Origin of the sequence: Aquabacterium humicola, from assembly GCF_030167915.1 — a bacterium.
GTDB classification, from domain to species: domain Bacteria; phylum Pseudomonadota; class Gammaproteobacteria; order Burkholderiales; family Burkholderiaceae_C; genus Pseudaquabacterium; species Pseudaquabacterium humicola.
Genome location: NZ_JARGNB010000006.1, coordinates 255,509 through 272,565 on the forward strand (window position 1 = coordinate 255,509; position 17,057 = coordinate 272,565).

At 71.8% G+C, this 17,057-nt stretch carries 17 protein-coding genes; 12 read left to right on the top strand and 5 right to left on the bottom strand.

The window, feature by feature from the left end; all coding sequences use genetic code 11:
- Window positions 1–4: 4 nt before the first annotated feature.
- Entirely contained in the window at window positions 5–1,072 is a 1,068-nt protein-coding gene (gene had / locus P1K89_RS24420; protein WP_284619127.1) for a 6-hydroxycyclohex-1-ene-1-carbonyl-CoA dehydrogenase, read from the bottom strand.
- 232 nt (window positions 1,073–1,304) lie between these two features.
- Between had and P1K89_RS24425 the strand changes: the two genes are divergently transcribed.
- The 9 genes from P1K89_RS24425 to P1K89_RS24465 all read left to right on the top strand — a co-directional run bounded on the left by P1K89_RS24425 (window position 1,305) and on the right by P1K89_RS24465 (window position 10,550).
- The gene (locus tag P1K89_RS24425; protein WP_284619128.1) at window positions 1,305–3,062 is read left to right on the top strand and encodes a 2-oxoacid:acceptor oxidoreductase subunit alpha; all 1,758 of its coding nucleotides are present in this window, start codon (window positions 1,305–1,307) and stop codon (window positions 3,060–3,062) included.
- Between the two features lie 58 nt (window positions 3,063–3,120).
- Window positions 3,121–3,954: a 2-oxoacid:ferredoxin oxidoreductase subunit beta gene (locus P1K89_RS24430; protein WP_284619129.1), complete on the top strand. Its 834-nt coding sequence runs from the start codon at window positions 3,121–3,123 to the stop codon at window positions 3,952–3,954.
- Window positions 3,951–4,457, top strand: coding sequence for a ferritin family protein (locus tag P1K89_RS24435; protein ID WP_284619130.1), 507 nt, complete (start codon window positions 3,951–3,953; stop codon window positions 4,455–4,457). The genes P1K89_RS24430 and P1K89_RS24435 overlap by 4 nt, the downstream gene beginning before the upstream one ends.
- A 14-nt stretch (window positions 4,458–4,471) precedes the next feature.
- Window positions 4,472–4,906: a RidA family protein gene (locus P1K89_RS24440; protein ID WP_284619131.1), complete on the top strand. Its 435-nt coding sequence runs from the start codon at window positions 4,472–4,474 to the stop codon at window positions 4,904–4,906.
- Between the two features lie 542 nt (window positions 4,907–5,448).
- Window positions 5,449–6,018, top strand: a complete 570-nt coding sequence (locus P1K89_RS24445) for a 2-oxoacid:acceptor oxidoreductase family protein (RefSeq protein ID WP_284619132.1) — start codon at window positions 5,449–5,451, stop codon at window positions 6,016–6,018.
- Window positions 6,015–7,667: an FAD-dependent oxidoreductase gene (locus P1K89_RS24450; protein WP_284619133.1), complete on the top strand. Its 1,653-nt coding sequence runs from the start codon at window positions 6,015–6,017 to the stop codon at window positions 7,665–7,667. Before P1K89_RS24445 ends, P1K89_RS24450 begins: the two co-directional genes overlap by 4 nt.
- On the top strand, window positions 7,664–8,815 hold the full coding sequence (gene porA / locus P1K89_RS24455) for a pyruvate ferredoxin oxidoreductase (RefSeq protein WP_284619134.1): 1,152 nt from the start codon (window positions 7,664–7,666) through the stop codon (window positions 8,813–8,815). Before P1K89_RS24450 ends, porA begins: the two co-directional genes overlap by 4 nt.
- An 11-nt stretch (window positions 8,816–8,826) precedes the next feature.
- Window positions 8,827–9,762 carry a thiamine pyrophosphate-dependent enzyme gene (locus tag P1K89_RS24460; protein WP_284619135.1) on the top strand — a complete coding sequence of 312 codons (936 nt, stop codon included), beginning with the start codon at window positions 8,827–8,829 and terminating at the stop codon, window positions 9,760–9,762.
- Window positions 9,763–9,779: 17 nt separating this feature from the next.
- Entirely contained in the window at window positions 9,780–10,550 is a 771-nt protein-coding gene (locus P1K89_RS24465; RefSeq protein WP_284619136.1) for an ABC transporter ATP-binding protein, read from the top strand.
- Between the two features lie 4 nt (window positions 10,551–10,554).
- Here the strand turns inward: P1K89_RS24465 and P1K89_RS24470 are convergent, their stop codons facing one another.
- Complete coding sequence (locus P1K89_RS24470) at window positions 10,555–11,481, bottom strand: LysR substrate-binding domain-containing protein (RefSeq protein WP_284619137.1); 927 nt, start codon at window positions 11,479–11,481, stop codon at window positions 10,555–10,557.
- Between the two features lie 99 nt (window positions 11,482–11,580).
- Between P1K89_RS24470 and P1K89_RS24475 the strand changes: the two genes are divergently transcribed.
- Window positions 11,581–12,378, top strand: coding sequence for a crotonase/enoyl-CoA hydratase family protein (locus P1K89_RS24475; RefSeq protein WP_284619138.1), 798 nt, complete (start codon window positions 11,581–11,583; stop codon window positions 12,376–12,378).
- A 13-nt stretch (window positions 12,379–12,391) separates the two neighbouring features.
- Here P1K89_RS24475 and P1K89_RS24480 read toward each other — a convergent pair whose 3' ends face one another.
- The 3 genes from P1K89_RS24480 to P1K89_RS24490 all read right to left on the bottom strand — a co-directional run bounded on the left by P1K89_RS24480 (window position 12,392) and on the right by P1K89_RS24490 (window position 14,044).
- The gene (locus tag P1K89_RS24480) at window positions 12,392–13,318 is read right to left on the bottom strand and encodes a YihY/virulence factor BrkB family protein (RefSeq protein WP_284619139.1); all 927 of its coding nucleotides are present in this window, start codon (window positions 13,316–13,318) and stop codon (window positions 12,392–12,394) included.
- A 16-nt stretch (window positions 13,319–13,334) separates the two neighbouring features.
- A complete protein-coding gene (locus P1K89_RS24485) occupies window positions 13,335–13,511 on the bottom strand; it encodes a DUF1328 domain-containing protein (RefSeq protein ID WP_284619140.1) in 177 nt (58 codons plus the stop codon).
- Window positions 13,512–13,618: 107 nt separating this feature from the next.
- Entirely contained in the window at window positions 13,619–14,044 is a 426-nt protein-coding gene (locus tag P1K89_RS24490) for an acyl-CoA thioesterase (RefSeq protein WP_284619141.1), read from the bottom strand.
- A 112-nt stretch (window positions 14,045–14,156) separates the two neighbouring features.
- Here P1K89_RS24490 and P1K89_RS24495 point away from each other — a divergent pair, with 112 nt between their 5' ends.
- The gene (locus tag P1K89_RS24495; RefSeq protein ID WP_284619142.1) at window positions 14,157–16,016 is read left to right on the top strand and encodes an ABCB family ABC transporter ATP-binding protein/permease; all 1,860 of its coding nucleotides are present in this window, start codon (window positions 14,157–14,159) and stop codon (window positions 16,014–16,016) included.
- Between the two features lie 43 nt (window positions 16,017–16,059).
- The gene (locus tag P1K89_RS24500) at window positions 16,060–17,025 is read left to right on the top strand and encodes a LysR substrate-binding domain-containing protein (RefSeq protein ID WP_284619143.1); all 966 of its coding nucleotides are present in this window, start codon (window positions 16,060–16,062) and stop codon (window positions 17,023–17,025) included.
- The last annotated feature ends 32 nt before the right edge of the window (window positions 17,026–17,057 follow it).

Consider the following 17,057-nt stretch of genomic DNA (forward strand, 5'->3'; position numbering starts at 1 on the left):
TCCTTCAGGGCACGAGCACGACACGGCGCGTGATCTCGCGCGCATGCACGGCTTCGAACACGGCGTTGATCTGGTCGAGCGGGCGGCGCTCGACGAAGGGGGCGAGCTGCACCTGGCGGTCGAGCACCAGGTCCAGCGCCTTGGGGTACAGCTCGGGCGGACAGCCCCAGTTGCCGATCGCGCGGGCATCGAAGGCCATCAGGTTCGACACCCGCAGCTCGACCTTGTCCATCGTGAAGCCGACGATCGACAGCGTGGCGCCGTGCACCAGCAGGCCGAAGGCCGTCTGCTGGCCCGGCGCGCTGCCGGAGCATTCGAAGATCTTCCACTCGGTGGCGCGCAGGCCCTGCTGGCGCGCGAGCTCGGCGACGGCCTTCTTCAGCGCCTTGGCGTCGTGCGCGCGCGCATCCAGCGTCAGCGCGACGACGCCCTCGTCGGACAGCGCCTGCAGCTTGCGCGGGTCGACGTCGATCGCCACCACCGCGGCGCCGAAGGCGCGTGCGATCTGCGCGCAGTAGCCGCCGACGCCGCCGACGCCGATCACCACCGCGACGTCGCCCGGGGCCACGCCGGCGCGGCTGACGGCCTGGTACGGCGTGGTCAGCGCGTCGGCGACGATCGACACCTGCCACAGCTCGAGCCCGGCGCGCGCGAGGCGCTCCTCGTCGACTGGGCAGAGGCCGCGCGCGGGCACGACGATGTGCGTGCCGAAGCCGCCTTGGATGTCGTTGCCCGGCATCTTCTGCGCGCGGCAGATCGTCGACAGCCCGCGCTGGCAGAGGTCGCAGGTGCCACAGGGCAGCACCGCCGGCACGATCACCGCACTGCCGATCCAGCTGCCGGCGCCGGCGCCGGCGGCGATGACCCGGCCGCTGATCTCGTGGCCCAGCGCCAGCGGCAGCGGGTGGTTGGTGCGCACGCCGTCGTAGACGTAGCCCAGGTCGGTGTGGCAGACGCCGCAGCCGGCGATCTGCACCACCACCTCGCCGTCGCCGGGCCGCGGCACGAAGGCCTCGTGGACCATCGGCAGGTTGCGTTCGACGAAGCTCCAGCGGTGCGCTGCGATGTCCATTCGCGGTCCCTTTCGTGCCCTGGCCGGGCGGTGAAAAACGGGAGGAAGTGCGGGATGAAACACCGGCAATGAGGTAAATCGGTACCGCATTGCTGGTTTAGGGCGATTCTGGCGACGCGGTGCGCAGTGCGTTTGATCCAGGTCAGAAGCTGCCGGCGGCGGCCGCCGTCAACTCCGCATCGACAGCGTCGTGTCAGACGAACCGACGACGAGCACCGTGGAGACCCAGACGATGAGCGACCGTGTTTCCTCGCCCCCCCGCAGTCTCTCGTTCGCCATTGCAGGCAGCGGCGGCAGCGGCGTGATGACGGCCGGCACCCTGCTGCTGGACGCGGCCGCGAAGGCCGGCTTCCATGGCCTGATGGTGCGCACCAGCGGCCCGCAGATCCGCGGTGGCGAGGCGGCCGCGCTGGTGCGCCTGGCCGATGCGCCGGTCGACGCGCTGGACGACCGCTTCGACGTGCTGCTGGCGATCGACTGGACCAACGTGCAGCGTTTCGCCGACGAGATCCCGCTGCATGCGGGCAGCCTGATCGTCGGCGACATCGATGGTGGCGAGGTGCCGCCGGTTTTCGCCGCCAGCGGCGCGCGCGTCGTGCAGCTGCCGCTGAAGAAGACGGCCAAGGGCCTCAAGGGCAGCTGGATCAACATGCTGGCGCTGGGCATCGCGGGTGCGCTGGCGCACATCGACGTCGCGACGCTCGAAGCGGCGGTGTCCGCCGGCTGGCAGCGGGATGCGGATGCGCTGGCGGCCAACCTCGCGGCCCTGCGCGCGGGTGTCGAAGCGGCGGCAGCCCTGCCGGCGCTGCCGACCCTGCAGCCGGCGCCGGCGTCGGCCGCGCCGCGCTGGCAGCTCAGCGGCAACGAGGCGGCCGGCTACGGCGCGCTGCGCGGCGGCGTGCGTTTCGTGGCCGCCTACCCGATCACGCCGGCCACCGAGATGCTCGAGTGGATGGCCCCGGCGCTGGCCAAGGTCGGCGGCACCCTGCTGCAGGCCGAGGATGAGCTGGCATCGGTGAACATGATCATCGGCGCGTCCTATGGCGGCGTGCCCTCGCTGACCGCCACCGCCGGTCCCGGACTCGCGCTGATGACCGAGGGCATCGGCCTCGCGGTGGCCGCGGAAGTGCCGATCGTGATCGTCGACGTGATGCGCGGCGGCCCGTCCACCGGCATCCCGGCCAAGAGCGAGCAGAGCGACCTGTCCTTCGCCGTCAGCGGCCTGCACGGCGACGCGCCGCGGCTGGTGCTGGCGCCGTCGTCGATCGGCGATTGCGCGGCCACGACACAGTGGGCCGTCGAACTGGCCGAAGCGCTGCAGGCGCCGGCGATCGTGCTGTCGGACCAGTTCATGGGCCAGTCGCGCGCGATCATCCCGCGGCCGGCGCTGCCGCCGCGGCAGCCGTCGCCGCGGCTGGTGGCTGAACCGATGGCCGCGGATTACAAACGTTATGCCGATACACCATCGGGTGTCTCGCCGATGGCCATTCCCGGCAATCCCGGCACCGTCTACACCGCCGATGGCCTGGAGCACAGCGAGCGCGGCATTCCGAGCAGTCAGGCGGCTGACCACCGGCGCCAGCTCGACAAGCGCGCGCGCAAGCTGATGCAGCACGACTACGGGCCGCGCTGGGCCGACGTCGAAGGCGAGGGCCCGTTCGCGGTGATCACCTTCGGCTCCGCGGCCGGGCCGGTGCGCGAAGCGGTGAAGCGTGCCGCCGCCCGCGGCCATGCGGTCAGGCTGATCGTGCTGCGCCTGCTGGCGCCGCTGCAGCCGGCGGCTTTCGAGGCCGCGCTGGCCGGCATCGAGCAGGTGCTGGTGATCGAGCAGAACCACGGCGGCCAGCTGCTGCGTCACCTGCGCGGCGAGCTCGACCTTCCGGGCCGCCCGGCCGGATTCCACCGGCCCGGACCGCTGCCGCTGCGGCCGGGCGAGGTCTGTTCCGCGATCGAGCAGTGGATGGGTGCGGAACTGGAGGCACTGGCATGAACGCGCGCGGCCGTTCCGAAGCGCCCATGCCGGATCACGACATGCGGAGGAGACTGCAATGAACGACATGGTGCCGCCCACCGTCCTCGGCGCGGCCGACTACAAGTCCGACTACAAGCCGATCTGGTGCCCGGGCTGCGGCGACTACACCGTGCTCGGCTCGGTGACGCGCGCGCTGGCGCTGCTGCAGCGGCCGCCGCACGAGGTGGCGGTGGTTTCCGGCATCGGCTGCTCGTCGCGCATTCCCGCGTACACCGCGTGTTATGGATTCCACGGCGTGCACGGGCGCTCGCTGGCCGCGGCCACCGGCCTCAAGGTGGCCCGGCCCGAGCTGACGGTGCTGGTGGCCAGCGGCGACGGCGACGGCTACTCGATCGGCGGCAACCATTTCCTGCATGCCTGCCGCCGCAACGTGGACCTGACCTACATCGTGATGGACAACCACGTGTACGGCATGACCAAGGGCCAGGCGTCGCCGACCACGGAGCCCGACTGGGACAACAAGCTCGCGCCCGGCGGCACCGGCGTGCGCGCGTTCCATCCGCTGGTGATCGCGCTGGCCGCAGGCGCCAACTTCGTCGCCCGCGCGTTCGCCGGCGACCAGGCCGGCACCGCGGACATCATCGCGCAGGCGGTGCGCCACCCCGGCTTCTCGTTCATCGAGATCCTGAGCCCCTGCGTCACCTTCCGACCCGAGCAGCGCGGCTGGAAGGACCTGGTGCACCCGGCCTCGGTGACGGTGACCGACGACCCCGCGCGCGCCGCGCGCCGCATCATGACCGACGACGGCTTCAACATCGGCGTGCTGTACGCCGGCCACCGGCCGGCCTACGTGCCGCGCCCGTCCGAACCGGTCGACATCGAGGCGCTGGAGCAGGAGTTCGTTCTGTGAGCGGCCCCCGACCCGACTCGATCGACGCGCTGATCGCCGCCGCCTTCGCGATGGAGCAGCATGCCGCGCGCCGCTACGCCGAGCTGGCCGACACGATGGAGGCCTGCAACAACCGCGAGGTCGCCGCGCTGTTCCGCAAGATGGCGGGCTACGAGGCCGAGCATGCCGAGGCGATGCGCCGCCGGCTGGCGACGCAGGACCACCCGCCGGCCTTCGCCGATCCCGAGCTCGACGGCCCCGAGACGGTGCCGACCGATGCGCTGCACTACCTGATGCATCCCTGGCACGCGCTGCAGCTGGCGATGGCCGCCGAACGCCGCGCGCACGACTTCTTCGCCAAGCTCGCCGAGGGCATGGACGACGGCGAACTGCGCCGCGCCACCCTGGCGCTGCAGCGCGAGGAGGCCGAGCACATCGCGCTGCTCGAGGACTGGATCGAGCGCTACCCGCCGCCGGACAAGGACTGGTCGCTGGATCCGGACCCGCCGCGCTACAACGACTGAACGAAAGGCCCGCGATGAGAGTCCTGCTGCCCGAAGGCTGGCAATCGCCGGTGGGTTATGCGAACGGCATCGAAGCCGACCTCGGCCTCGAAGGGGGCCGGCTGGTCTTCCTGGCCGGCCAGGTCGGCTGGAACGCGCAGCAGCGCTTCGAGTCGGAAGCGATCGCCCCGCAGTTCGAGCAGGCGCTGCGCAATCTGGTCGCGGTGCTGGCCGCGGCCGGCGGCGAGCCGCAGCACCTCTGCCGGATCACCGCCTACTGCTGCGACAAGCCGGCCTACCTGGCGGCGCGGCGCGAGCTCGGCGAGATCTGGCGCCGCATCATCGGCCGCCACTACCCGGCGATGAGCATGGTGTTCGTCTCCGACCTGCTCGACCACCCCGCGAAGATCGAGCTGGAAGCGACGGCGGTGCTGCCGCACGTCTGCACGTCGAGCTTGCTCGAGGACTGAATGGCACAGCGCTGCTCGCCCACCTTTCTCGGCCCGTTGCGGAGGTTTGCCGTCGCGTGCGGAGGTCTGCACAAGATCAGGCCGGCGGGGCGCTCTGTTCCGCTCATGTCCCCCGGGCCGGGCTGCGTCGATACGCTCCGGATGGTGCTCGGCCGGCCCTCCTCCTTGACTTCGCTCCACAGAGCGCCCCGCCGTCCTGATCCGCTCCGCCCTGGCAAGGGATCGCACGCCGCGGTGTCGCATGAGCCAAGGGCGCTGGGTGCCCGGCGTAGCGAAGTCAAGGAGGAGGGCCGGCCGGGAGCCAGGCTCAGGCGTATCGGCGGCGCACGGCCCGGGGGAGTGAGCCCGGACACAAACAGTCCAGTGGACTGTTTGTGCCTGGCGAACGCCAGGGCCGCGAGGCCCTGGCATGAGCGGAGCCGGGCACCCAGTGGCCTTGGCGCGCTCGGTGCTTGCATGCATGACCGCAACGGGCCCCCAGCCGCCAATGACGCTACCGCCCAATTGAAGCGTGGCGGCTCTCGCGAATTGGAGCAACCACCATGCTTCAGATAATCATCCAGGGCCGCGGCGGGCAGGGTGCCCAGACCGCGGGCAACCTGCTGGCCGCCGCGTGGTTCGCCGCCGGCTGGCAGGTGCAGTGCTTCGCCAGCTATGGCGGTGCACGTCGCGGTACGCCGGTCAGTTCGACCTTGCGCGTCGACCAGCGCCCGGTTCGCCTGCGCTGCGACGTCGAACGCGCGGATGCCATCCTGTGCTTCGATGCCAGCCTGCTCGCCGGACCACTTTCGCGCACGGCCGACGAGCGTACGTTGGTCTTCGTCAATTCGTCGCGGCCGGCCGCTCACTTTGCGGACGATCTGCCCGGGCGGCGCGTGCTGCCGCTGGACGCGCTGGCGATCGCGCGCCGGCACGGGCTCGACCGCATCGTCAATTCGGCGCTGATCGGCGGCTTCGCGCGCGCACTCGCCGGGGCCGGTGCGCCGGGCCTCGACGTGCTGGAAGCCTGCTTGGGCGATGCCGGCAAGGGGCGCACTGCGCAGAACATCGCCGCCTGCCGCGACGGATGGCGGGCGATCGATGCCGCGCTGCAGCCGGAGGTCCGCGAATGAATGCCCCGCCATCGCCCACGCTGGTGCCGACCACCTGGACCACCGGCTCGACCGAGGTCTTCAAGACCGGCACCTGGCGCTCGATGATCGCGCGCCATGTGCACGCGCCGTCGCCCTGCCACCAGGCCTGCCCGGTCGGCGGCGACATCGCCGAATGGATCGGCCTGGCCGGTACCGGTGACCTGCGCGCCGCATGGACCGTGCTGACGCGCCACAACCCCTTCCCCGCGGTCGCCGGCCGCATCTGCCATCACCCGTGCGAGTCGGCCTGCAACCGCGCCGCGTACGACGAGGCGCTGTCGATCTGCAAGCTCGAGCGTTTCGTCGGCGATGCGGCGATCGCCGGAGGCTGGGCCTTCGATGCGCCGGGCGTCTCACGCGATGGCCATGTCGCGATCGTCGGCGGGGGGCCGGCCGGGCTGTCGGCCGCCTTCCAGCTGCGCCGCCGCGGCTGGCGCGTGACCCTGCACGAAGCCGGCACGGCGCTGGGCGGGTTGATGCGCCACGGCATCCCGGCGTACCGGCTTGCGCGCGACGTGCTCGATGCCGAGATCGCGCGCATCGTCGCGCTGGGTGTCGAGCTGCGGTTCGGCTCGCCGGTGCAGACACCGGCGCAGTTCCAGGCGCTGCGCGACGCGCACGATGCGGTCTTCGTCGCCACCGGCGCGGCCCGCTCGCGGCGCCTGGCGCAGCTGGACTATGCGCAGCCCGGCATCGTCGACAGCGCGGCCTGGCTCGAGGGCTGCAATGCCGGCAGGCCCTTGCCGTTGGGGCCGCGCGTGGTGGTGATCGGCGGCGGCAGCGCCGCGCTGGACGCCGCGCGCAGCGCGCGCCGCGCCGGGCATGCGGTGACGCTGCTGACGCTGGAGTCTCGTGGCCAGCTGCCGGCGCAGGCCGAGGAGGTGGTCGAGGCGCTCGAGGAAGGCATCGACCTGTGCGACGGCGCGATGCTGCAGGCCTGCGAGCGCGGTGCCGACGGCTTCGTGCTGCACTGCCGGCGCGTGCGCTTCGAGCCCGGTGCGCAGCGCGGGCAGTTCCAGCTCACGCCGCTCGACGAGCCCGCGTTCACGCTCGAGGCCGACGCGGTGATCAGCTCGGTCGGCCAGGAAACCGAGCTCGAGCCCTTCGGCCTGCCGGCCGAGCGAGGCGTGCTCGCGGTCGACGCCCGGCAGCGTGCCGGCGATGGAACGGTGTGGGCCGGCGGCGACGTCGCCAGCCTGGCCCGCCACGTCACCGAAGCCATCGGCATGGGCGAGCGCGCCGCGCTGGCGATCCACCGCGCGTTGCTCGGCGTGCAGACGCCCGACGAGACCGAGGGGCCGACGGCGGCCATCGAATCGATCGCCACCTGGTACCACCCCCGGGCGCCGCGCGCGCAGTCGCGCGTGGTGCCACCCGCCGAGCGCCTGGCCGATGGCGCCGAGGTGCAGCTGGGCCTGACGCGCGAGCAGGTGCGCGACGAAGCGGCGCGCTGCTTCTCCTGCGGCCACTGCACGTCCTGCGACACCTGCGTCGTCGTCTGCCCGGACCTCGCGGTGCGCCACGACGCCGGCGGCTACGAGGTGCTGGGCGACTACTGCAAGGGCTGCGGCCTGTGCGTGCGCGAATGCCCGAGCGGCGCGATGACGATGGAGGACGAGCTGCGATGAGCGAACAACGCGTCTTGCTGACCGGCAACCACGCCGCCGCGTGGGCGGCGCGCCTCGCGCGGCCGCAGGTCGCGCCGGTCTACCCGATCACGCCGCAGACGCCGGTGCTGGAGCTGCTGACCGAGTTCCAGTCGCAAGGCGAGTTCGACGCCGAGATCATCACCGTCGAGTCCGAGCATTCGGTGATGTCGGCCTGCATCCCGGCTTCGCTGGCCGGCGCGCGGGTCTTCACCGCCACCGCGTCGCAGGGCCTGCTGCTGATGCACGAGCTGCTGCACTACGCGGCCGGCGCACGCGCGCCGATCGTGATGCTCAACGTCAACCGCACGGTCGCGTCGCCCTGGGCGTTCTGGCCCGACCAGACCGACAGCCTCGCGCAGCGCGACACCGGCTGGATCCAGTTCTACGTCGAGAGTGCGCAGGAGGCGCTGGACACTGTGCTGCAGGCCTACCGCGTCGCCGAAGGCGTGATGCTGCCGGCGCTGGTGAACCTCGACGCGTTCTACGTCTCTCACGCGCTGGAGCCGGTGGCGATTCCGCCGCAGGACCTGGTCGACGAGTACCTGCCGCCCTTCGATCCGGCGCAGCGGCTCGATCCGCAGCGCGGCGCGTCCTGGGGCAACGTGGTGACGCAGGAGATGTTCTGCCGCCACCGCCGGGCCGCCGAAGACGCGATGGCGCAAGTGCCGGCGCTGGCCGCCGAGGCCGACCGGCTCTGGGGTGAACGCACCGGCCGCGCCTGGGGCATCGTCGAGCGCTACCGCTGCGAAGGCGCGAGCACGGTGATCGCCACGATGGGCAGCATGAGCGGCACCGCGCGCGAGGCGGTCGACGTCCTGCGTGCCGCGGGCGAGCTGGTCGGGTTGCTCAAGCTGCGCCTGTTCCGGCCGCTGCCGGTGGCCGCGCTGCGGGCGGCGCTGGCCGGCGTGCGCGAAGTGATCGTGCTCGACCGCAACCATTCGCCGGGCCTCGGCGGCGTGCTGCACCAGGAACTGCGGGCCGCGCTCTACGGCGTCGAGGCGCCGCCGCGCGTGCACGGGCTGCTGGCCGGTGTCGGCGGCGTCAACGTGTCGGTCGAGCGCATCGTCGCGCTGGTGCGCGAGACGCGCGGTGCGCCCGAATGCAGCGCGTCGCAGTGGATGCGTTGAAGGAGCGGGACATGACCGTCCGATCGATTCCCGAAGACCGCGCGATGCTGTGCAGCGGCCATGCCGCCTGCCCCGGCTGCATCGACGCGCTGACCGTGCGCCATGTGCTCGCCGGCGTCGGCGCCGACGCGATCGCGGTGGTGCCGCCCTCGTGCATGGCGATCATCGCCGGGCCGCAGCCCTTCAGCGCGCTGAAGATCCCGGTTTACCAGCCGACGCTCGAATCCAGCGCCGCGGCGGCTTCGGGCCTGCGCCGCGCGCTCGATGCGCAGGGCCGGCACTCGACGACGGTGGTGGTGCTCGCCGGCGACGGCGGCACCTACGACATCGGCTTCCAGTGCCTGTCGTCGGCGGCCGAGCGCAACGAGGACATGCTGTACTGCTGCCTCGACAACGAGGGCTACATGAACACCGGCGCGCAGAAGTCCTCGTCGACACCGCGCCATGCCTGGACCGGCTCGACGCCGGCGGGCAAGACCTCGCGCAAGAAGAATCTCACCGAGATCATGGCCGCTCACAACGTGCCTTATGTGGCCACCGCCAGCGTGGCCCACCTGGCCGACCTGCGGCGCAAGGTGGACAAGGCGATGGGCCTGCGCGGCCTGCGCTTCCTGAACCTGCTGATTCCCTGCCTCGACGGCTGGGGCCTGCGCGACGATGCCGGCCTGGCGGCGGCGCGGCTGGCGGTCGAGAGCGGCGCCTTTCCGCTCTACGAGGTGGAGGACGGCGCCCGCTGGACCGTCAACTCGGCGAAGACCCGGCCGGTCGCCGACTACCTGGCGCTGCAGGGCCGCTACCGGCACCTGACGGCCGAGCAGGTTGCCGCGTTGCAGGACGAGATCGATGCCGGCTGGGCGCGGCTGCAGCGGCAGGCGTCGGCGTCGGCGGCTCCGTTGGCGATGCCGGCGACGCCGGCGGTGCCGGCGGATCGCGCGCCGGCCGGCTGAGCGCGAAGGCCATCGCGATGGGTGTCGGTGGCCTGATCGCGGACCTCGTCGGCCTGCCGCGGCCGCATGTCGTGCGGTCGTCGCACGGGCCGCTGCTCGAGGCGCACGGCGTGCATGCCTGGTACGGCTCCAGCCACGTGCTCGACGGCGTCGACCTGGTGATCGAGCGCGGCCAGTCGCTCGGCCTTCTGGGCCGCAACGGCATGGGCAAGACGACGCTGATCCGCACGCTGCTGGGGCACCTGCGCCAGCGCGAGGGCCGCATCGTCATCGCCGGCCGCGACGTCTCCCGCGCGCGGCCGCACGAGGTGGCGCGGCTGGGCGTGGCCTACGTGCCCGAAGGCCGCGGCGTGTTCCCGAACCTGAGCGTGCGCGAGAACCTGGTGATGGCCGCCTGCAGCCGCGCCGACGGCAGCGGCTGGACGCTCGATCGCGTGCTGCAGACCTTCCCGCGGCTGCGCGAGCGCTTCGGCCACTTGGGCGGCAATCTGTCCGGCGGCGAGCAGCAGATGCTGGCGATCGGCCGCGCGCTGATGACCGACCCGGCGCTCCTGATCCTCGACGAGGCCACCGAGGGGCTGGCGCCGCGCATCGTCGCCGAGATCTGGCAGGTGATCGATGCGATCCGCGCCGACGGCATCGCGGTGCTGATCGTCGACCGCGACTACCGGCGCGTCGCGCGCCATGCCGAGCGGCTGGTGGTGCTGCAGAAGGGGCGGGTGGTGCTGGGCGGGCCGGCCGTCGCGCTGCGCGACGACCCGGCGCTGGCGGGTTTCCTCGGCGTCTGACGGCCTAACCCGCATCCTCCTCGGCCAGCGCCGAGACCAGCCAGTCGGCGACGCGCTGCACCTCCGGCCGCCCGCGCGCGCCGTCGGCGAGCACCAGGTGGTAGCGCAGCCCGTCGAGCTGGTGCGCGGGCAGCACCACCTGCAGCCGGCCGTCGTGCAGCGCCGGGTCGATCAGCGGCGTGCGCCCGATCGCCAGGCCGGCGCCTTCCTGCGCCGCCTTCAGCAGCGGCTCGTACTGCGAGAAGTGCACCACCGGCTGGCGCGGCGAGGGGGGCAGCCCGAGCTCCGCGAGCCAGTGCGACCACGACATCCAGGGATGGCGCTCCACCGCATGGCGGAAAACCAGCAGCGGCAGCGTGGCGATGTCGTCCGGACGGTGCACCGCGGCGGCCAGCGCCGGCGCGGCGACCAGCATCACGCGCTCGCGCAGCAGCGGCGTCCAGCCGGCGGCGGCCTCGTCGTCGCGGGCCTGGCGCACGGCCAGGTGAAAACCTTCGCGATCGAGCGGGCGCGCGGCTTCCGACGCATCGATGTGCAGGTCGACGAAGGGTTCGCGGCGCTGCAGCTCGGGCAAGCGCAGCGCCAGCCACAGAGAGCCGAAGGACGGCGTGACGCTGATCGACACCGTCCGCCGCGTGCCGCCGGCCAGCGGCGCCAGCGCCGCTTCGAAGCCGCGCAGCAGCGGCTGCACGGCATCGAGCAGCACGCGTCCTTCGGGCGTCAGCAGCAGCCCGCGCGGGCTGCGCTGGAACAGCGGCTTGCCGACCGCGTCCTCGAGCGCCTTGACCTGCTTGCTGACCGCCGATTGCGTCAGGCTCAGCTCGTCGGCCGCGGCGGTGAAGCTTTCCAGTCGCGCGGCCGACTCGAAGCCGCGCAGCGCGTCGAGCGACAGCGCGCGGGCCAGACGGGCGGCGGCAGAGGGTGGGGCCATGACGGCGGGGAATGGCGGCAGGACGGAATGTCGCGCCGCGCGGCGCGCGGCGTCGCGATCATGCCCGACACCACTTCACCGCCGAGAAGGATTGCCCGCATGACCTCCACCGCCAATCTGCTGATCGACCGCGAAGGCCCGCACCTGGTGCTGACATTGAACCGCCCGGCCAAGCTGAACGCGCTGGACTATGCGCTGATCGACCGGCTGATGGCCGAGCTGGCGGCCATCGAGCGCGACCCCACGGTGCGCGCGATCGTGCTGACCGGCGCCGGCGAACGCGCCTTCAGCGCCGGCGCCGACATCGCCGGCTTCGCCGACGACCTGGCCGCGTCGCCGGAAACCGCGCGGCGCGAGTTCGTCGACCGCGGCCAGGCGCTGACGCGGCGGCTGGAGGCCTTCCCGAAGCCGGTGATCGCCGCGGTCAACGGCCTGGCCTTCGGCGGCGGCTGCGAGGTGGTCGAGGCCTGCGCGCTGGCGCTGGCCGCGCCGCATGCGCGTTTCGCGAAGCCGGAGATCGCGCTCGGCTTTCCGCCGCCTTTCGGCGGCACGCAGCGGCTGCCGCGCCATGTCGGCCGCAAGCGCGCGCTGGAGATGGTGCTGGGCGGCGATGCGATCGACGCGGCACGGGCCGCCGAGATCGGCTTGATCAACCGGGTGGTCGAGACCGGCGCGCTGCTCGATGCAGCCCTGGCGCTGGCGGCCCGTCTGACGCGGCATTCGATGGTCGCGGTCAGCGCCGCGCTGCGCGCGGTCAACCGCGGCCTCAACCTGCCGATCGACGAGGCGCTGCAGGTCGAGGCGGCGCAGTTCATGATCGCCGCCGCGTCGCAGGATGCACGCGACGCGACGCGGGCCTTCGTCGAGAAACGGGTGGCGCGGGTGAACGACCGCTGAGGGAGCGAGGGGGTCAGCCCGGCGTGCGCAAGGGCTTGGGGTCCTGCGCCGGCTCGGGCGCCGCGTCGCGGTCCAGGCGCTCGGCTTCGGCGATCACCTGCGCGCCGAGCAGCAGCAGGATGCCGGCGACCTCCAGGCTCAGCAGGATCGCGATCGCGGTGGTGAACGAGCCGTAGACCCGGCTGATCTGCGACAGCGTCTCGAAGTACCAGACCAGCGCGTGGCGCGACAACTCCCACAGCAGGGTCGCGACCAGCCCGCCCAGCAGCGCGTGGCGCAGCGACAGCGGGCCGACCGGCATCACCAGGTAGATCGACGTGATCACCAGCACTTCGCCGGCCAGGCCCAGCGCGTACAGCATCGCGCCCGACAGGCGGCCGGCCGACCACTCGTGGCCCAGCCAGTGCCATTCGCGCTCGCCGAAGGCCTGCAGCCCGGTGGCGACGATGGTCACCACCAGCATGCCGATGCCCAGGCACAGCACGTAGGCATAGGGCAGCGCGGCCGAGACCAGCGCATGGCGGCGGCGGATCGCGACGCGGTGCCGGAAGATGATCGACATCGCGTTCTCCAGCGCGGTGAACGCGAGCGTGCTGAAGAACAGCATCGTCGCCAGCAGCAGCCAGCCCAGCGTGCCGCGGTTCGCATGGAAGTGGCGCAGCTCGGCGATCAGCGGGTCGGACTGGCCCGGCACCAGCCAGGCCAGGTAGCGGTCGAGCGCGGCGAAGACCGCGTCTTCGCCGAGCAGCGCGCTTAGCGCCGACACCGACAGCACCAGCATCGGCACGATCGAGACCAGGGCGTAGTAGGCCACCCCGCCGGCGAGCAGGAAGCCCTGGTTCGCGCGGAACGCGCGCAGCACCTGCCACGTGAAGCGCAGCGGGTGCCGCGCGATGGTGGTCAGCTCGCGGCCGAGCAGGCCCCGGACGTCGGCCTTCACGGCCGGGCCGCCAGGGTCACTTGCTGATCGCCTTGGCCCCCATCAGCGCCATCGCCAGCACGACGATGAAGGCGATCAGGAACAGCACGAACAGCACCTTGGCGATGCCGGCCGCGCCGGCCGCGATGCCGGTGAAGCCGAATACCGCGGCGATGAGCGAGATCACTCCGAAGATGATGGCCCACTTCAACATGGCGACGTCCCTTTCTTTGCAGCGGCCGCCGCGGCGAAGTCCGGGCGGTTCGGTGCTGGCTCGGGGCAGATGACGTGCCCGGCGCCGTGCGCGGCGCCGGGCCGGTGCTACTTCGGAATCGGCCGCGGCTTGCCGTCGTGGTCGATCGCCACGTAGGTCAGGTTGGCCTCGGTCACCTTGACCACCTGCAGGTTCGCCGGGTCGCGCTCGGAGAACACCGACACGTGCACGGTGATCGAGGTATTGCCGATGCGCACGACCCGGGCGTAGAAGCTGACCAGGTCGCCCACCGACACCGGCTGCTTGAAGGTGAACTCGTTGACCGCGACGGTGGCGATGCGGCCCTTGGCGATGCGCGCCGGCAGCACCGCGCCGGCCAGGTCGACCTGGGCCATCAGCCAGCCGCCGAAGATGTCGCCATTGCCGTTGACGTCGGCGGGCATCGGCATCACGCGCAGCACCAGTTCGCCGCCATCGGGCAAACTGGTGGGGCCGGTGAGGGCCGACGGCGTCGGGCTTGAAGAGTCGGACATCGGCTTGATCTCGGTCGTGGCGGGCCGCCCGATTGTCCATGACGCTTCCGGCGGGCTCGCACGCTCCGGCCCACCTTCCCCGCCAGCCGAACGCCAGCTTTCCTTCTTCCCCATGCGCCGACACCAGAGCCTGTCCCTGCCGCTCGCCGACCAGGCGGCCGGCCCGCGTTCCGACTGGGACACGCTGCGCCGCCTGCTGCCCTTCCTGTGGCCCTACCGCTGGCGCATCGGTATCGCGCTGCTGTTCCTGTTCAGCGCCAAGGCGGCCAACGTCAGCGTGCCGGTGCTGCTGAAGCACCTGGTCGATGCGCTGGACATCAAGGCCGGCGATCCGAGGGCGCTGCTGGTGGTGCCGATCGGCCTGCTGCTGGCCTATGCCGGCCTGCGGCTGGCGACCACCGTGTTCACCGAACTGCGCGAGCTGGTGTTCGCGAAGGTGTCGTTCGGCGCGTCGAAGCTGATCGCGCTGCAGGTGTTCCGCCACCTGCATGCCCTGAGCCTGCGCTTCCACCTCGAACGCCAGACCGGCGGCCTGTCGCGCGACATCGAGCGCGGCACGCGGGCGCTGCAGTCGCTGGTGTCGTACTCGCTGTACACCATCCTGCCGACCCTGGTCGAGGTGATCCTGGTGCTCTCGGTGCTGGGCTACAAGTTCGATTCGGGCTACGTGTGGATCACGCTCGGCGCGCTGGCCGCCTACACCGTCTACACCGTCGCGATCACCGAGTGGCGCACCCGCTTCCGGCGCGAGATGAACGAGCTCGATTCGAAGGCGCACACCCGCGCCATCGACGCGCTGCTGAACTACGAGACGGTCAAGTACTTCAACAACGAGGACCTCGAGGCCCACCGCTACGACCAGGGGCTGGAGGCCTACCGGCAGGCGCAGATGAAGTCGCAGCGCACCTTGTCGCTGCTCAACGTCGGCCAGCAGGCGATCATCGCGGCGAGCCTGGTCGCGATGTTGTGGCGGGCCACGCAGGGGGTCGTCGACGGCCGCCTGACCCTGGGCGACCTGGTGATGGTCAACGCCTTCCTGATCCAGCTCTACATCCCGCTGAACTTCCTCGGCGTGCTGTACCGCGAAGTGAAGCAGAGCCTGACCGACCTGGAGCGCATGTTCGGCCTGCTCGAGCGCGAGCGCGAGGTCGCCGACAAGCCCGATGCGCCCGATCTGCGCATCAGCGACGCGACGGTGCGCTTCGAGAACGTCAGCTTCGCCTACGACCCGGCGCGGCCGATCCTGCACGAGGTGAGCTTCGAGGTGCCGGCCGGCAAGACGGTGGCGGTGGTCGGCGCCTCGGGCGCCGGCAAGAGCACGCTGGCGCGGCTGCTGTACCGCTTCTACGACGTCTCCGGCGGCCGCATCACGATCGACGGCCAGGACATCCGCGACGTCACGCAGGCGAGCCTGCGCCGCTCGATCGGCATCGTGCCGCAGGACACGGTGCTGTTCAACGACACGGTGGGCTACAACATCGGCTACGGCCGCGCCGGCGCCACGCAGGAACAGATCGAGGGCGCCGCGAAGGCCGCGCACATCCACGGCTTCATCGCCGCGACGCCCAAGGGCTACGAGACCATCGTCGGCGAGCGCGGATTGAAGCTGTCCGGCGGCGAGAAGCAGCGGGTGGCGATCGCCCGCACCCTGCTGAAGAACCCGCCGATCATGATCTTCGACGAGGCGACCTCGGCGCTCGATTCGGCCAACGAGCGTGCGATCCAGGCCGAGCTGAAGAGCGCCGCGCTGGGCAAGACGGCGCTGGTCATCGCGCACCGGCTGTCGACGGTGGCCGATGCGCACGAGATCGTCGTGCTCGATGCTGGCCGCGTCGTCGAGCGCGGCCCGCATGCCGCGCTGCTGGCGGCCAACGGGCGCTATGCGCGCATGTGGCGGCTGCAGCAGGCGCAGCACGATGCGCCGCACCCGGCGGACGCCGCCGATTCGGCGCCCGCGCTGGACGCTCCGTAGAAGCCGCCGGTCCGGCGCCGGGGCACCACTTAAACTCGCCGTCGTGGAAACCAAGTGGCTCGAAGACTTCGTCAGCCTGGCCGAAACCCGGAGCTTCTCGCGCTCCGCGCAGTTGCGCCACGTCACGCAGCCGGCGTTCTCGCGCCGCATCCAGGCGCTCGAAGCCTGGGCTGGCATCGACCTCGTCGACCGCTCGGCCTACCCGACGCGGCTGACCTCCGCCGGTGAGACGCTGCATGCGCAGGCGCTGGAGATCCTGACCGCGCTGCAGTCGGCGCGCAACCTGATGCGCTCGCACCGCGCGAGCGGGCTCGACGTCATCGAGTTCGCGCTGCCGCACACGCTGGCCTTCACCTTTTTCCCGCACTGGCTGATGGAGTTGAAGCGCAGCTTCGGCTCGGTCAAGACGCGGCTGATCGCGCTGAACGTGCACGACGCGGTGCTGCGGCTGACCGAAGGCGGCTGCGACCTGCTGATCGCCTACCACCACGCGTCGCAGCCGCTGCAGCTGAGCCCCGACCGCTACGAGATGCTGTCGCTGGGCCACGAGACGCTGGCCGCCTACGCGAAGGCCGATGCCGAAGGCCAGCCGATGTTCCGGCTGGCGACCACCGGCGCGCCGGCGCCGCTGCTGGCCTATGCGTCGGGCGCCTACATGGGCTACATGGTCGAGCAGATCATCCGCCAGATGGCCGCCCCGCCGGCGCTGGAGACGATCTACGAGACCGACATGTCCGAAGGCCTGAAGGCGATGGCGCTCGAAGGCCACGGCCTCGCGTTCCTGCCCGCGTCGTCGGTGCGCAAGGAACTGAAGGCCCGGCGCCTCGTCGCCGCCGCGCCGCCGGGCATCGGCGAGCTGACGATGGAGGTGCGCATCTACCGCGAGCGGCCGGAAGTCGCGCGGCATGCGAAGTCGGCCGCGCATGCGCTGTGGGAGTACCTGCGGGCGCAGGCCGGCAATGCGGTGCGCACCACCGCCGACCGGCCGGTCAAGGACCGCGCCGGCTGACGGGCGAGCCGGCGCCTGCCGGCGGGCGCCGC

Coding starts and splice junctions, on each gene's coding strand:
- had (WP_284619127.1), bottom strand. CDS start 1,072: ATGGACATCGCAGCGCACCGCTGGAGCTTCGTCGAACGCAACCTGCCG.
- P1K89_RS24425 (WP_284619128.1), top strand. CDS start 1,305: ATGAGCGACCGTGTTTCCTCGCCCCCCCGCAGTCTCTCGTTCGCCATT.
- P1K89_RS24430 (WP_284619129.1), top strand. CDS start 3,121: ATGAACGACATGGTGCCGCCCACCGTCCTCGGCGCGGCCGACTACAAG.
- P1K89_RS24440 (WP_284619131.1), top strand. CDS start 4,472: ATGAGAGTCCTGCTGCCCGAAGGCTGGCAATCGCCGGTGGGTTATGCG.
- P1K89_RS24445 (WP_284619132.1), top strand. CDS start 5,449: ATGCTTCAGATAATCATCCAGGGCCGCGGCGGGCAGGGTGCCCAGACC.
- P1K89_RS24450 (WP_284619133.1), top strand. CDS start 6,015: ATGAATGCCCCGCCATCGCCCACGCTGGTGCCGACCACCTGGACCACC.
- porA (WP_284619134.1), top strand. CDS start 7,664: ATGAGCGAACAACGCGTCTTGCTGACCGGCAACCACGCCGCCGCGTGG.
- P1K89_RS24460 (WP_284619135.1), top strand. CDS start 8,827: ATGACCGTCCGATCGATTCCCGAAGACCGCGCGATGCTGTGCAGCGGC.
- P1K89_RS24465 (WP_284619136.1), top strand. CDS start 9,780: ATGGGTGTCGGTGGCCTGATCGCGGACCTCGTCGGCCTGCCGCGGCCG.
- P1K89_RS24470 (WP_284619137.1), bottom strand. CDS start 11,481: ATGGCCCCACCCTCTGCCGCCGCCCGTCTGGCCCGCGCGCTGTCGCTC.
- P1K89_RS24475 (WP_284619138.1), top strand. CDS start 11,581: ATGACCTCCACCGCCAATCTGCTGATCGACCGCGAAGGCCCGCACCTG.
- P1K89_RS24485 (WP_284619140.1), bottom strand. CDS start 13,511: ATGTTGAAGTGGGCCATCATCTTCGGAGTGATCTCGCTCATCGCCGCG.
- P1K89_RS24490 (WP_284619141.1), bottom strand. CDS start 14,044: ATGTCCGACTCTTCAAGCCCGACGCCGTCGGCCCTCACCGGCCCCACC.
- P1K89_RS24495 (WP_284619142.1), top strand. CDS start 14,157: ATGCGCCGACACCAGAGCCTGTCCCTGCCGCTCGCCGACCAGGCGGCC.